The 14,411-nt window shown below is 58.6% G+C and carries 12 protein-coding genes; 6 read left to right on the top strand and 6 right to left on the bottom strand.

Translation table 11 applies throughout. The features are described from left to right. Nucleotides 1-76 precede the first annotated feature (76 nt). The 4 genes from rsmG to asnC all read right to left on the bottom strand — a co-directional run bounded on the left by rsmG (nt 77) and on the right by asnC (nt 4,108). Nucleotides 77-676, bottom strand: coding sequence for a 16S rRNA (guanine(527)-N(7))-methyltransferase RsmG (gene rsmG / locus SERRSCBI_RS23410; RefSeq protein ID WP_042785614.1), 600 nt, complete (start codon nt 674-676; stop codon nt 77-79). Between the two features lie 159 nt (nt 677-835). Beyond that, nucleotides 836-2,725 carry a tRNA uridine-5-carboxymethylaminomethyl(34) synthesis enzyme MnmG gene (mnmG, locus tag SERRSCBI_RS23405; protein ID WP_033645158.1) on the bottom strand — a complete coding sequence of 630 codons (1,890 nt, stop codon included), beginning with the start codon at nt 2,723-2,725 and terminating at the stop codon, nt 836-838. 380 nt (nt 2,726-3,105) lie between these two features. Continuing rightward, nucleotides 3,106-3,546 (bottom strand): FMN-binding protein MioC, encoded by a 441-nt coding sequence (gene mioC / locus SERRSCBI_RS23400; RefSeq protein ID WP_015379470.1) that lies wholly within the window; start codon nt 3,544-3,546, stop codon nt 3,106-3,108. Nucleotides 3,547-3,646: 100 nt separating this feature from the next. Further along, on the bottom strand, nt 3,647-4,108 hold the full coding sequence (asnC, locus tag SERRSCBI_RS23395; RefSeq protein WP_004933786.1) for a transcriptional regulator AsnC: 462 nt from the start codon (nt 4,106-4,108) through the stop codon (nt 3,647-3,649). A gap of 155 nt (nt 4,109-4,263) precedes the next feature. Here asnC and asnA point away from each other — a divergent pair, with 155 nt between their 5' ends. After that, nucleotides 4,264-5,256, top strand: coding sequence for an aspartate--ammonia ligase (gene asnA / locus SERRSCBI_RS23390; protein ID WP_042785613.1), 993 nt, complete (start codon nt 4,264-4,266; stop codon nt 5,254-5,256). A gap of 6 nt (nt 5,257-5,262) precedes the next feature. Here asnA and viaA read toward each other — a convergent pair whose 3' ends face one another. Beyond that, nucleotides 5,263-6,726, bottom strand: a complete 1,464-nt coding sequence (viaA, locus tag SERRSCBI_RS23385) for an ATPase RavA stimulator ViaA (RefSeq protein WP_042785612.1) — start codon at nt 6,724-6,726, stop codon at nt 5,263-5,265. A 2-nt stretch (nt 6,727-6,728) separates the two neighbouring features. Beyond that, on the bottom strand, nt 6,729-8,237 hold the full coding sequence (ravA, locus tag SERRSCBI_RS23380; protein ID WP_122004632.1) for an ATPase RavA: 1,509 nt from the start codon (nt 8,235-8,237) through the stop codon (nt 6,729-6,731). A 283-nt stretch (nt 8,238-8,520) separates the two neighbouring features. Between ravA and kup the strand changes: the two genes are divergently transcribed. The 5 genes from kup (at nt 8,521) to rbsB (ending at nt 14,379) form a co-directional block, all read left to right on the top strand. Further along, entirely contained in the window at nt 8,521-10,389 is a 1,869-nt protein-coding gene (gene kup, locus SERRSCBI_RS23375; RefSeq protein WP_015379467.1) for a low affinity potassium transporter Kup, read from the top strand. Between the two features lie 170 nt (nt 10,390-10,559). Then, nucleotides 10,560-10,979, top strand: a complete 420-nt coding sequence (gene rbsD / locus SERRSCBI_RS23370) for a D-ribose pyranase (protein WP_033652331.1) — start codon at nt 10,560-10,562, stop codon at nt 10,977-10,979. A gap of 7 nt (nt 10,980-10,986) precedes the next feature. Then, nucleotides 10,987-12,492: a ribose ABC transporter ATP-binding protein RbsA gene (gene rbsA / locus SERRSCBI_RS23365; protein WP_033652332.1), complete on the top strand. Its 1,506-nt coding sequence runs from the start codon at nt 10,987-10,989 to the stop codon at nt 12,490-12,492. A gap of 6 nt (nt 12,493-12,498) precedes the next feature. Further along, entirely contained in the window at nt 12,499-13,467 is a 969-nt protein-coding gene (rbsC, locus tag SERRSCBI_RS23360) for a ribose ABC transporter permease (protein ID WP_033652333.1), read from the top strand. Between the two features lie 24 nt (nt 13,468-13,491). Next, nucleotides 13,492-14,379, top strand: coding sequence for a ribose ABC transporter substrate-binding protein RbsB (gene rbsB, locus SERRSCBI_RS23355; protein ID WP_028128068.1), 888 nt, complete (start codon nt 13,492-13,494; stop codon nt 14,377-14,379). Nucleotides 14,380-14,411 lie beyond the last annotated feature (32 nt).

The raw sequence follows: 14,411 nt of genomic DNA, 5'->3' as shown, positions 1-14,411 counted from the left end.
GCGACCAACTAATTAGCCTGCTTACCTTTACGCGCCGTACTACCGTTAATTCACGCTTGTTTGATCAAAAACAAACTCAGTTTGCCTTAAGCACCACCAGATGGCGTTCGCCTTCCAGTTCAGGCACCTGCAACCGCACGATAGACTCCAGGCTAACGCCCTCCGGCAGGTGCGCCAATTCTTCATCCGGGCGCACGCCTTTCAATGCGTAAAAACGCCCCTGCCCTTTCGCCGGCAGGTGATGGCACCAGGACAGCATATCCTGCAGCGAAGCGAACGCCCGGCTGATCACGCCGTCGAACGGCGGCTCGGCCGGAAACGCTTCAACGCGGCTCTGAACCGGTTCGATATTGTTCAGGCCCAGTTCATGCTGCACCTGGCGCAGGAAACGCACGCGCTTGCCCAGGCTGTCGAGCAGCGTGAAATGCGCATCCGGACGCACGATCGCCAGCGGAATGCCCGGTAAACCGGGGCCGGTGCCGACATCGATAAAACGCGATCCCTGCAGATGCGGGTTGACCACGATGCTGTCGAGGATGTGGCGCACCAGCATTTGCTGCGGATCGCGCACCGACGTGAGGTTATAAGCCTTGTTCCACTTATCCAGCATGCCGACATAGCCCAGCAGCTGCTGTTTCTGCTGATCGGGCAGCTCAATGCCTGCTGCCGCGAGCAGCGAGTCTTAATTTTTTTTGCACAACGGATCCTCTGGCAGGCGCTGAACGACCAGCGGATGGTTAGCTGGCGAATGAGGCGCCTATGATAATTCAGCGCGCAAGTGATGTCAGCGGCCGTTTGGCTACGGGTTGAGCAAACGGCCGCCTGGATGCGGGATTTATGCGCTGCGGCGCAGCAGCCCCTGCTTTTTCAGCCAAATCAGCAAAATCGAGATCGCCGCCGGCGTAATGCCGGAGATGCGTGAAGCCTGGCCGATGGAGTTCGGTTTGTGATCGTTCAGTTTGGCGATCACTTCGTTCGACAACCCCGAAACCTGACGGTAGTCGAGATCCAACGGCAACACGGTATTCTCGTTGCGCTGCTGTTTTTCGATCTCTTCCTGCTGACGAGCGATGTAGCCTTCGTATTTGACCTGGATCTCAACCTGCTCGGCGGCTTGTACATCGTCCAACGGCGGCGCGAAGGCCTCGGTGGCGGTCAATTGCGCGTAGTCCATTTCCGGACGGCGCAGCAGCTCTTCGCCGTTTGCTTCGCGTGACAGCGGCGCTTTCAGCAACGCATTGACCTGTTCGACGTTCTCGGCATGCGGATGCATCCAGATGTCGCGCAGGCGCTGACGTTCACGTTCGATCCGCTCCAGCTTCTCGCTGTAGCGCGCCCAACGCACGTCGTCCACCAGGCCGAGTTCACGGCCTTTTTCCGTCAGGCGGAGATCGGCGTTGTCTTCGCGCAGCATCAGACGATACTCGGCGCGTGAGGTAAACATGCGGTACGGTTCTTTGGTGCCGAGGGTGCTGAGGTCGTCCACCAGCACGCCGAGATAAGCCTGATCGCGACGTGGCGCCCAGCCTTCTTGCTCGGCGGCGAAGCGACCGGCGTTCAGACCGGCCAGCAGCCCCTGTGCGGCGGCTTCTTCATACCCGGTGGTGCCGTTGATTTGACCGGCAAAGAACAGCCCCTGAATGAATTTGCTTTCCAGCGTCGGTTTCAGGTCGCGCGGATCGAAGAAATCGTACTCGATAGCATAACCAGGGCGAATAATACGCGCGTTTTGCATCCCTTCCATCGAACGGACGATCTGCATCTGCACATCGAACGGCAGGCTGGTGGAGATCCCGTTAGGGTAAATCTCATTGCTGGTCAGGCCTTCCGGCTCGAGGAAGATCTGGTGCGCGTTGCGATCGGCAAAGCGCATGACCTTGTCTTCGATCGACGGGCAGTAACGTGGGCCGATCCCTTCGATGATCCCGGCATACATCGGGCTGCGATCGAGGTTATTGCGGATCACGTCATGGGTTTTCTCATTGGTATGAGTGATATAGCACGCCATTTGTTCCGGATGCTGGCTGGCATCGCCCAGGAACGAGAATACCGGCACCGGCGTATCGCCGTGTTGCGGCGCCAGTACGCTGAAATCGATAGTGCGGGCGTCGATGCGTGGCGGTGTCCCGGTTTTCAAGCGGTTGACGCGCAGCGGCAGTTCACGCAAACGCTGAGACAGCGAGATCGAAGGCGGATCCCCGGCGCGGCCGCCGCTGTAATTTTCCAGGCCGATATGGATCTTGCCGTCCAGGAAGGTGCCTACGGTCAATACCACCGCTTTGGCGCGGAATTTCAGGCCCATTTGGGTGACGGCGCCCACGACGCGATCGTTTTCGACGATCAGATCCTCAACCGGCTGTTGGAAGATCATCAGATTGGGCTGGTTCTCCAACGCGGTACGGATAGCCTGGCGATACAACACGCGATCCGCCTGAGCGCGTGTGGCGCGAACGGCTGGGCCTTTGCTGGCGTTTAGTATCCTAAACTGGATGCCGGCGTGGTCGATCGCTGTCGCCATCAGGCCGCCGAGTGCATCAATTTCCTTAACCAGATGCCCTTTACCAATACCGCCAATCGCCGGGTTACAGGACATCTGTCCCAGCGTGTCGATATTGTGTGTCAATAATAAAGTCTGACGTCCCATGCGCGCCGCAGCCATGGCGGCCTCGGTACCTGCATGGCCACCACCGATGATGATGACGTCAAATTGATCTGGATAAAACATGGAACTGCACCTCGCCGTATTGCGAACGATCGTATTTGCCCTGGGGTCGGGGATTCTACTCAAGTTTAGACGATCGACCAAGTGGTCAGGATCGTCGGTAATTAAAAGAAGATCTTTTTTATTTAAAGATCTCTTTATTAGATCTCTTATTAGGATCGCGATCCTCTGTGGATAAGTGACTATTCACGATGAAGATCAGCAGATTAAGGAGGATCGTTTGCTGTGAATGATCGGTGATCCCGACGCAGATAAGCTGGGATCTAAAAGGCTTGTTATGCACAGGACAAAAAGCGCACTACGGTTGTTATTGGGATAACTACGGCTTTTACCCTGCTTTTAAGCTTAGTTATCCACAATCGTTCGCGCGATCTTTAGACGAATTAGAGTAAATTAATCCAGTTTTTTACCCATTCTTCGGCCGGATCCTCGGGAATTTCATGCTCGGTCACGTCGATCTCGAGACGATCGCCGATCCTTTTAGCGCCTCTGGCGATCAATAGATCGTCGATCTGTTTGATCGCACCGCAGAAGGTGTCGTATTCCGAACTGCCTAAACCGACGGCGCCGAACTGCACCTCGGAAAGATCCGGCTGCTGCTCAGCGATCTGTTCCAACAGCGGCTGAAGGTTATCCGGTAGTTCGCCGGCACCGTGCGTGGAAGAGACCACCAGCCAGCGGCCGTTCAACGGCAGTTCATCCAGTTCAGGGCCGTGCAGCATCTCGGTAGAGAAGCCGGCGTCTTCCAGCTTTTCAGCCAAATGTTCAGCCACGTATTCGGCGCTGCCAAGCGTACTGCCACTGATCAGAGTAATGTCTGCCATGAACCAACGATCCCAACCTTCTCACTCAAAGTGGCTGCATTGTACGCTGTGAATCGGCTGGGATCTACCTGTGGATAATGTGGGTATGCAATTTGGCGGGTTACGGCACGATGGTGCGCATAATGGGGTTCTGCAGCGAGATCAGCGTTTCGGTGGACTGGATCTCGTCGATGGTCTGGATCTTGTTGATAAGTACCTGTTGCAACGCGTCGATCGAGCGGCACATCACTTTAATAAAGACGCTGTAGTGGCCGGTGGTGTAATAGGCTTCCACCACTTCTTCCAGGCTTTCCAGCTTCTTCAGTGCCGAAGGGTAGTCCTTGGCGCTCTTTAATATGATGCCGATAAAGCAGCACACGTCGTAGCCCAGCTGTTTGGGGCTGACGTCGATACGCGCGCCGGTGATGATCCCGGCCTGTTTCATCTTCTCCACCCGCACGTGAATGGTGCCGGGGCTGACGGCGAAATTTTTCGCCAGTTCGGCGTACGGTGTGCGCGCATTGTCCATCAGGGCGTTGAGGATGCCGCGATCGAGATTATCGATCTGATAAATTTCCGCCATTTAATCCCCCATTAATTAACGATTGTTGAATTCAGTCCGGGTAAAAATGAACGATTAAAAGTGAAAAGGCAATATTGATTAACGGATATTGAATTTGCGTATCGTTTTGTTGCTTAATCGATGGCAACAGAGACAGGTTTACAAGAGATACGGCAATGAAAAAACAGTTTATCCAAAAACAACAACAAATCAGCCAGGTCAAATCCTTCTTCTCCCGCCAGCTGGAACAGCAGCTCGGTCTGATCGAAGTGCAGGCCCCGATCCTTAGCCGCCTGGGCGACGGCACGCAGGATAACCTCTCCGGCAGCGAGAAAGCGGTGCGGGTCAAAGTCAAAACTTTGCCGGACGCCACCTTCGAAGTGGTGCACTCACTGGCGAAATGGAAACGCAAAACCCTGGGCAGCTACGATTTCGGTGCCGGCGAAGGCCTGTATACCCATATGAAGGCGCTGCGCCCGGATGAAGACCGCCTGACGCCAATCCACTCGGTGTACGTCGATCAGTGGGACTGGGAGCGGGTGATGGGCGACGGTGAGCGCGGTCTGGACTATCTGAAAAGTACCGTGCGCAGCATTTATGCCGCGATCAAGGCGACGGAAGCGGAAGTCAGCCGTGAGCATGGCCTGACGCCGTTCCTGCCGGAACAGATCCACTTCGTGCACAGCGAAACCCTGCTGCAGCGCTATCCGGATCTGGACGCCAAAGGGCGTGAGCGGGCGATCGCCAAAGAATTGGGCGCGGTGTTCCTGATCGGCATCGGCGGCAAGCTGTCGCACGGCAAATCGCACGATGTGCGTGCGCCGGATTATGATGACTGGACCACGCCGACGGCGGATGGCCTGGCGGGCCTGAACGGCGATATCGTGGTGTGGAACCCGGTGCTGCAGGACGCTTTCGAGCTTTCTTCCATGGGCATCCGCGTCGACGCCGCGGCGCTGAAACATCAGCTGGCGCTGACCGGCGATGAAGATCGCATGAAGCTGGAATGGCATCAGTCGTTGCTGCGCGGCGATATGCCGCAGACCATCGGCGGCGGCATCGGTCAGTCGCGTTTGGTGATGTTGCTGTTGCAGCTGTCGCATATCGGCCAGGTGCAGTGCGGCGTGTGGTCACCGGAAGTGCGCGGCGCGGTTGAAGGCCTGCTCTGATTCTGCCTAGCGCCGCCAGCGGCGCATCAACCGGCTTTTCAACCCGGTATCGAAGCGCCAGATGTGATCGAAGATGCGCATGATGCCGGGTTTGCCGTAGGCGGACATCGCCACCGCATGGAAACGCTGCTGGTGGCTTTGCTGCTGTTGTTTCACCTTCTTTATTACCTCCTCCGGCAACCGCTGGGCGATAAAATCGGAAATGATCACCGCATCGGCGTCGAACCAGCCGCTCTCCGCCATTTTGGTGACGGTGGCGTTCAGGCAGGCCGCCAGATCGGTGCCGCCGCGAAACTGCTGGCCGAGAAAACGCACCGCCTGCTCAATGCCGCTGGCGGCGGTGAGTTCGTAATGTACGATCTGGTTGGCGAACAGCATGATGTAGCAGCGGCGGTTGTCCGCCAGCGCAATGCGCAGTAGCGCCAGACAGAACGCCTTGGCGCACTGTTCGTTGAAGCCGCCCATCGATCCTGAGGTGTCCACGCAGACGATAAACGGCCCGCGCGGCTGCTGATCCTGCTGCTGGTGGGTGACCTGACGGATCAGGATCTGTTCCTGCCAGACGTCGCCCTGCAGGCGGTAGCTCAGCAGTCGCTTTTCCAGCAGGCGGCGATAGAACTCGAATTCCAGCTCTTCAATCCCCAGCGTCGCCAGCTCCGGCGGCAGCAGGCGCAGAATGTCGTCGCTCTGATGAATGCCGCTCACTTCTTCCGGCAGTGTGGCCGGCACCTGCACCATGACCCTGAACGGCTCCGGCTGCGCGTCCTGCTGCGGCAGCGCCTTGGCCTGATAGCTGCGGCCCAGCTGCTGCGCGAGCTTTTTCAGCTCCGGCTGCTGCTGCAAAAAGTTGCCGTACTCCACCAGCCGCTGGTAATCGCCGCGCTGCAGTTGGCCTTTGCTCATGTCCCACAGCCTGCCGGCGGCGGTGTCGTTTTCCGACAGCAGCGGTTCCAGCGCGCCGCTCAGCGCCAGGCGTTCCTGCAGTTCCGCCATCAGCTGCTCGCGCTCTTGTTCCAGCAGCTGGTGGTGCAACATGGTGGCCTGCAGCGTCAGGCTGATGCGCCAGCGCTGCAGAAACAACGTTTGAAAGCTGTCGTCCAACGGATGATTGGGCAGATCGGCGGCGTCCACCAGCGCGCGCGCCTGTTCATAAAACGGGGAAACCAGCTGGCGCAGCAGCTCCATCGTGTCGTTGAGGTTGTGATAGAACTGGGTATTGTTCTCCAGCTGGCACTGTTGGTAACGGTAAAATTCCTGCGCCAGCGCCGGCGGCACCATGGCCTCCTGCAAACGCTCCTTTAGCTGCAGCTTCCAGCGCGGCAGATCGCGATCCAGCGCCCGGCGTAGGGCCGGAAACTTTTTAAAGAATACCGACAGCTGCGGCGCGGCCAGCATGCCGACGATCATCTCCTCGATCATCTCGCCTTCGGTGATCGCCAGCAGCAGATCGAGCGTCTCCAGACTGAGCATGGTTACTGGCCGCGCATTTGCTGCTGTTGCTGTTTAACCTGTTCCGCGACCTGCAGCAGACTGGCTTCGATCTTGGCCAGACCGGCGGCGGACGTGAACAGGCAGGGCTGATGTTGGCTGAAGGCGCGGCGCTGCTCCGCCAGGCGCTGGGCCAATGCGTCCATTTCATCCAGCAGCGCCTGCGGCGTAGCGGTAGCCTGTTTGCCCGGCAGCGCCAGCAGCGACGGCTGGCGGCTGACGTCCAACACCGTCAGGTGCAGTTGGTCATCGACGTCCAAATCGATCGGCTGCGCGAAGCCGATGCCGTTCAGCTTGGCGCGCACGTCGCCGCCTTTTTGCAGCCAGGTGTCCAGCGCGCTGCTTTCGATGCTCAGATGATTGACCTGAATGTCATGCAGCTGCAGCGGTTTTTGCAGCAGCAGAGTGAGGGTGCCGCCGGCGAACGGTGTGGCCGGTGCGTATTGTGGTTTGCGGCTGAACATCCCGCCTTTTTTCACCAGGCTGATGGCCTGTCGGTCGCTTTGCTGCTGCTGGTCCTGCATCCAGCGGGTATGGATCTGTTGCAGTTGGATCAACATCGACTGCTGCTGATAGGCCGATTCGGTCAGCAGTTGATCGATCTGCTGTTGCAGCAGCTTCAGCGAGGTGAGATCGTGCCACAGGCAGTCTTTCAACAGCATCAGATCGAGCGGGGCGATGGCGTCGCGCCCGCTGAAGAAGGCGCAGGCCTGCAGCAGGCGCAGGGCTTTCTTCCAGCGCCGATCGGAGACGTACGGCGCCTGTTCCAGCGCGTCCAGCCGCTGGCGCAGTTGGAAAATCAGCTCAAAGCAGGCTTCCGGCAGCGCCACCTTATCGATCTGCGGCTGCCACTGCAGAAACTCTTCGTCGCTGACGCTCAGCGCCGCCGGCACCGGGTTTTGGCTTTCGCTCTGGCGGTTGACCAGCAGCGAGCGGAAATTCTGTTTATCCTGCACCTTGTCCAGCCACAGGCGAATCAGCATGCGATCATACAGGGCTTCGAGGCTGTTGTCCGCTTCGGGCAGTTCGTTGGAAGCGGTGACCAGCAGGCGCAGCGGGATCGGTTCTTCGCTGTTGCCGTTGCGAAAACGCCGTTCATTGATCGCCGTCAGCAGGGTGTTGAGGATCGCCGGGCCGGCCTTCCAGATCTCGTCCAGAAACACGATCTCCGCTTCTGGCAGATAGCCGGCGGTCAGGCGTTGATAGCGCCCTTCATCTTTCAGCGCCTGAATCGAGAGCGGGCCGAAGACCTCTTCCGGCGTGGAAAAGCGCGTCATCAGGTATTCAAAAGAGCGAGCGTTGCGGAAGGCAAACTTCAGCCGGCGCGCGATCAGGCTCTTGGCGATGCCGGGCGGGCCGAGCAAGAATACGCTTTCGCCGCTCAGCGCCGCCAGCAGGCACAGGCGGATCGCCTCTTGCCGCTCATAAAGGCCGCTCTCCAGCGCGCTGCTGAGGCGGGAAATTCGTTCTGCCAGAAGGGATGATGGCGTCATATAATCGTCGTATTGTCCGAGAGTTAGCCAATCTTGGTCGATAATTCGATGATAAACCACCATTATTTTTAATGGTATAGCTTATTGATTAGTAAAAATTTTCTCAGTTGAGTCGGATATCCGGTTCACATTTTGTTTATTTTTCGGCTCTGATATAAGGGTAGGCAAGCCGTATAAATGGTGCATACTGTGCGGCTTTCTGGTGGGCGTGACGGATCTTTGAGCCCGTATTTTGCCTGATGCGGATGCATCGCTAACGGATGTTCTGATAAAGAAACGAATTATGAGCGCAGAGCATAAGCAGTCCCTATCGGCGGTAACCCTGGCTGCCATCGGCGTGGTCTACGGTGATATCGGCACCAGTCCTCTCTATACGTTGAGAGAGTGTTTCTCCGGCCATTACGGCTTCGATGTTCGTCCAGACGTGGTTTTCGGCTTCCTGTCGCTGATTTTCTGGATGCTGATCGTGATCGTTTCCCTCAAATATCTCACCTACGTGATGCGGGCGGACAACGCCGGCGAAGGCGGCATTTTGACGCTGATGTCGCTGGCCGGGCGCAATACCTCGGCGCGCACCACCGCAGTGCTGGTTATACTGGGCCTGATCGGCGGCAGCTTCTTCTATGGCGAGGTGGTGATCACCCCGGCGATCTCGGTGATGTCGGCGATAGAGGGGTTGGAAATCGCCGCGCCCGCGCTCGACGCCTATATCGTGCCGCTCTCGATTCTGGTGCTGACCCTGCTGTTCGTTATCCAAAAACACGGCACCGGCAGCGTCGGCAAGCTGTTCGCCCCGGTAATGCTGTTGTGGTTCATCGTGTTGGCGGTGCTGGGCGCGCGCAGCATCATTTCGAACCCGGAAGTGCTGCAGGCGCTGAATCCCAAATGGGCGCTCAACTTCTTTATGGAATATAAGAAGGTGTCGTTCTTCGCGCTGGGGGCGGTGGTGCTGTCGATCACCGGCGTTGAGGCGCTGTATGCCGACATGGGGCACTTCGGCAAGTTCCCGATCCGCCTGGCCTGGTTCACCGTGGTGCTGCCTTCGCTGGTGCTCAACTACTTCGGCCAGGGGGCGTTGCTGCTGAAAAACCCTGAAGCGATCAAAAACCCATTCTTCCTGCTGGCGCCCGACTGGGCGCTGATCCCGCTGCTGATTCTGGCAACCCTGGCAACGGTCATCGCCTCGCAGGCGGTGATTTCCGGCGTCTTCTCGCTGACTCGTCAGGCGGTGCGCCTGGGGTATTTGTCGCCGATGCGCATCATTCACACCTCGGAAATGGAATCCGGCCAGATCTACATTCCGGTGATCAACTGGACGCTGTATATCTCGGTGGTGCTGGTGATCATCGGCTTCGAACACTCCAGCAACCTGGCGGCGGCGTACGGCATCGCCGTCACCGGCACCATGGTGCTGACCAGCATTCTGGTCACTTCGGTGGCGATTAATAACTGGCACTGGAACCGCTTCCTGGCGATCGGTATCGTGACCATCTTGCTGATCATCGACGTGCCGATGTTCTCCGCCAACGCCCTGAAGCTGTTCTCCGGCGGCTGGCTGCCGCTGACCCTGGCGCTGGTGATGTTCATCATTATGACTACCTGGAAGAGCGAGCGTTTCCGCCTGTTGCGCCGTCTGCATGAGCACGGCAACTCGCTGGAGGCGATGATCGCCTCGCTGGAGAAATCGCCGCCGGTACGGGTGCCGGGCACCGCGGTCTTCTTGTCGCGCGCCACCAACGTCATTCCTTTTGCGCTGTTGCATAACCTGAAGCACAACAAGGTGCTGCACGAGCGCGTGGTGCTGCTGACGCTGCGCACCGAGGATGCACCTTACGTGCACAACGTGCGCCGGGTGACCATCGAGCAGCTGTCGCCGACCTTCTGGCGGGTGGTGGCCAGCTACGGCTGGCGCGAAACGCCGAACGTGGAGGAAGTGTTCCACCGCTGCGGGCTGGAAGGGTTGCCGTGCCGCATGTCGGAGACGTCGTTCTTCATGTCCCATGAATCGCTGATCCTCACCAAGCGGCCATGGTACCTCTACCTGCGCGGCAAACTGTTCGTTGCTCTGAGCCGCAATGCGCTGCGCGCGCCGGATCAGTTCGAAATCCCGCCGAACCGGGTCATCGAGCTCGGCACGCAGGTCGAGATCTAACCCGCCTGACATGGGCTCAGCTAGGCTGAGCCCCTTTTGTTTGCGCTTTCTCCGTGCGCGAACGAAACGTTTCGATGACGATCACACTTCTGCATTGTCCGGGTTGCCTTCCCCTGCCGTTTTTTTACACTCCTCCAGAGAGCGAAACGTTTCGCTAGCGGAGTGAGAAGATGAAAAAAGGCGTATTACTGAATTCCGACGTGTCTGCCGTGATTGCCCGGTTGGGGCATACCGATCAGCTCACCCTGTGCGACGCGGGCCTGCCGATACCGGCGGTGACGCAGCGCATCGATCTGGCGCTGACGCAGGGCGTGCCGACCTTCATGCAGGTGTTCGCGGCGGTCACGCAAGAGATGCAGGTAGAAAGCGCCATCCTGGCGGAAGAAATCGTGAAACAAAATCCGTCGCTCCACGAGGCATTGTTGGCTGAACTGACCGCACTGGGCCAACGCCAGGGCAATACCATCGGCGTGCGTTATATCAGCCATCAGGCGTTTAAAGCGCAAACCGAGCACAGCCGGGCGGTGATCCGCAGCGGGGAGTGTTCGCCTTACGCGAACGTGATCCTGTGCGCCGGCGTAACTTTCTGAGGCGTTTATGCAACCTTTACTGCAACTGAAAGGGATTGATAAAGCCTTTCCCGGCGTGAAGGCGCTTTCCGGCGCCGCTCTCAGCGTTTATCCCGGCAAGGTGATGGCGCTGGTGGGGGAAAACGGCGCCGGTAAGTCCACCATGATGAAAGTGCTGACCGGCATCTATCAGAAAGACGCCGGCAGTCAGTATTTTCTCGGTAAAGAGGTGGCGTTCAACGGGCCTAAAGATTCGCAGGAAGCGGGCATCGGCATTATCCATCAGGAGTTGAACCTGATCCCGCAGCTGACGATTGCGGAAAACATCTTCCTCGGCCGCGAGTTCGTCAACCGTTTCGGCCGCATTGACTGGAAGCGCATGTACGCCGAGGCCGATCGCTTGCTGGCGCGCCTCAACCTGCGCTACAGCAGCCACCGGCTGGTGGGCGAGCTGTCGATTGGCGATCAGCAGATGGTGGAGATTGCCAAGGTGCTGAGCTTCGAATCGAAAGTGATCATCATGGACGAACCGACCGATGCGCTGACCGACACCGAAACCGCCTCGCTGTTCAAGGTGATCAACGAGCTGAAGGCCGAAGGGCGCGGCATCGTCTATATCTCGCACCGTCTGAAAGAGATCTTTGAAATCTGCGACGACGTGACGGTATTTCGCGACGGGCAGTTCATCGCCGAGCGGCCGGTGAGCGAGCTGCAGGAAGATTCGCTGATTGAAATGATGGTCGGTCGCAAGCTGGAAGAGCAATACCCGCGCCTTGATTTACCGCGCGGGGAAAAGCGGCTGGAAGTCAGTCATCTTTCCGGACCCGGCGTTGAAGACGTCAGCTTTACGCTGTATCGCGGTGAGATCCTCGGCGTGGCCGGCTTGATGGGCGCCGGGCGCACCGAATTGATGAAGATTCTGTACGGCGCCGCGCCGCGCAAGGCCGGCACCGTCAACCTCGACGGCCGCGAGGTAGTCACCCATTCGCCGCAGGATGGATTGGCGAACGGCATCGTCTATATCTCGGAAGACCGTAAGCGTGACGGCCTGGTGCTGGGCATGTCGGTAAAGGAAAACATGTCTCTGACCGCGCTGCGCTACTTCAGCCGCGCCGACGGCAGCCTGAAACAGGCCGACGAGCGGCAGGCGGTGGGGGACTTCATCCGCCTGTTCAATATCAAAACGCCGTCGATGGAGCAGCCGATAGGTCTGCTTTCCGGCGGCAATCAGCAGAAAGTGGCGATCGCCCGCGGTCTGATGACCCGGCCGAAGGTGCTGATCCTCGATGAGCCGACGCGCGGCGTCGATGTCGGGGCGAAAAAAGAGATCTATCAGTTAATCAACCAGTTCAAGCAGGAAGGGCTGAGCATCATTTTGGTGTCTTCGGAAATGCCGGAGGTGATGGGCATGAGCGATCGCATTCTGGTGATGCACGAAGGGCATCTCAGCGGCGAGTTCCCGATTGAACAGGCCACCCAGGAAGCGTTGATGGCGGCAGCCGTCGGCAAGCAATACGGCGTAAAGCAGGAGTAATCAGATATGAGTTCCCAGACTATCGCAGCTAAGCGCTGGTTCAGTAAAGAATGGCTGTTAGAGCAGAAGTCGTTGATTGCGCTGCTGGTGCTGATCGCCGTGGTCTCTTCCATGAGCCCGAACTTCTTCACCCTGAACAACCTGTTCAATATTCTGCAGCAGACCTCGGTCAACGCCATCATGGCGGTGGGGATGACGCTGGTGATCCTCACTTCCGGCATCGATCTGTCGGTGGGATCGCTGCTGGCCCTGACCGGCGCGGTGGCGGCGTCGATCGTCGGCTTTGAAGTCAACGCGCTGGTGGCGGTGGCGGCGGCCTTGGCGCTGGGCGCCGCGATTGGCGCCTGCACCGGGGTGATCGTCGCCAAAGGCAAGGTGCAAGCCTTTATCGCTACGCTGGTGATGATGCTGCTGCTGCGCGGCGTCACCATGGTGTACACCAACGGCAGCCCGATCAATACCGGTTTCACCGACGTGGCCGACACCTTTGGTTGGTTCGGCATCGGCCGTCCGCTGGGTGTGCCTACGCCGATCTGGATCATGGCGATCGTGTTCATCGCCGCCTGGTATATGCTGCACCATACGCGCCTGGGCCGCTATATTTATGCCCTGGGCGGCAATGAAGCGGCGACACGCCTGTCCGGTATCAGCGTCGATAAAGTGAAAATTATCGTCTATTCGCTGTGCGGCCTGCTGGCGGCGCTGGCGGGGGTGATCGAAGTGGCGCGCCTCTCGTCGGCGCAGCCGACCGCCGGCACTGGCTATGAGCTGGACGCCATCGCCGCCGTGGTGCTGGGCGGCACCAGCCTGGCCGGCGGCAAGGGGCGCATCGTCGGCACGCTGATCGGGGCGCTGATCCTCGGTTTTCTGAACAACGGCCTGAATTTACTGGGTGTTTCTTCCTACTACCAAATGATCGTGAAGGCAGTGGTGATACTGCTGGCGGTTCTGGTAGATAACAAAAGCAACAAGTAACCTCCCCCTACAGGAATCACGATGATGAAAATGAAAAAACTGGCAACCTTAGCTTCCGCCATCGCGTTGAGCGCCACCCTGAGCGCCAATGCCATGGCCAAAGACACCATCGCGCTGGTGGTGTCCACCCTCAACAACCCGTTCTTCGTCTCAATGAAGGATGGGGCGCAGCAAGAGGCCAACAAGCTGGGTTATAACCTGGTGGTGCTGGATTCCCAAAACAACCCGGCGAAAGAGCTGGCCAACGTGCAGGATCTGATGGTGCGGGCGCCCAAGCTGCTGTTGATTAACCCGACCGACTCCGATGCGGTGGGCAACGCCATCAAGATGGCCAACCAGGCTAAGATCCCGGTCATCACGCTGGACCGCGTGGCGAGCAAGGGTGAAGTGGTGAGCCATATCGCTTCGGATAACCGCGTGGGCGGCAAAATGGCCGGCGACTTCATCGCCAAGAAAGCGGGCGCCGACGCCAAGGTGATTCAGCTGGAAGGCATTGCCGGCACCTCCGCCGCGCGGGAACGCGGCGAAGGCTTTAAACAGTCGCTGGATCAGAATAAATTCAAGCTGCTGGCCAGCCAGCCGGCCGATTTCGACCGCACCAAGGGCCTGAACGTGATGCAGAACCTGCTGACCGCTCACCCGGATGTGCAGGCGGTATTTGCCCAGAACGATGAAATGGCGCTGGGCGCGCTGCGTGCGCTGCAAACCGCCGGTAAAACCGACGTGATCGTGGTAGGCTTCGACGGCACCGCCGACGGCGTGAAAGCGGTTGAAGGCGGCAAGCTGGCGGCGACCGTGGCGCAGCGTCCCGATCAGATCGGCGTGATAGGCGTGGAAACCGCCGATAAAGTGCTGAAAGGCGAAAAAGTGCCGGCGACCATTCCGGTCGATTTGAAACTGGTCACTCAGTAAGTCATACCAGCGCCATCGGGACGGGGCGTTTA

Origin of the sequence: Serratia sp. SCBI (assembly GCF_000747565.1) — a bacterium.
GTDB lineage: Bacteria > Pseudomonadota > Gammaproteobacteria > Enterobacterales > Enterobacteriaceae > Serratia > Serratia ureilytica.
Note: the sequence above shows the minus strand (reverse complement) of the source record. Positions and strands in the feature narration are given on the sequence as shown.

Coding starts and splice junctions, on each gene's coding strand:
- rbsA (WP_033652332.1), top strand. CDS start 10,987: ATGCAACCTTTACTGCAACTGAAAGGGATTGATAAAGCCTTTCCCGGC.
- mnmG (WP_033645158.1), bottom strand. CDS start 2,725: ATGTTTTATCCAGATCAATTTGACGTCATCATCATCGGTGGTGGCCAT.
- viaA (WP_042785612.1), bottom strand. CDS start 6,726: ATGCTCAGTCTGGAGACGCTCGATCTGCTGCTGGCGATCACCGAAGGC.
- asnA (WP_042785613.1), top strand. CDS start 4,264: ATGAAAAAACAGTTTATCCAAAAACAACAACAAATCAGCCAGGTCAAA.
- kup (WP_015379467.1), top strand. CDS start 8,521: ATGAGCGCAGAGCATAAGCAGTCCCTATCGGCGGTAACCCTGGCTGCC.
- asnC (WP_004933786.1), bottom strand. CDS start 4,108: ATGGCGGAAATTTATCAGATCGATAATCTCGATCGCGGCATCCTCAAC.
- mioC (WP_015379470.1), bottom strand. CDS start 3,546: ATGGCAGACATTACTCTGATCAGTGGCAGTACGCTTGGCAGCGCCGAA.
- rbsB (WP_028128068.1), top strand. CDS start 13,492: ATGAAAATGAAAAAACTGGCAACCTTAGCTTCCGCCATCGCGTTGAGC.
- rbsC (WP_033652333.1), top strand. CDS start 12,499: ATGAGTTCCCAGACTATCGCAGCTAAGCGCTGGTTCAGTAAAGAATGG.
- ravA (WP_122004632.1), bottom strand. CDS start 8,237: ATGACGCCATCATCCCTTCTGGCAGAACGAATTTCCCGCCTCAGCAGC.
- rbsD (WP_033652331.1), top strand. CDS start 10,560: ATGAAAAAAGGCGTATTACTGAATTCCGACGTGTCTGCCGTGATTGCC.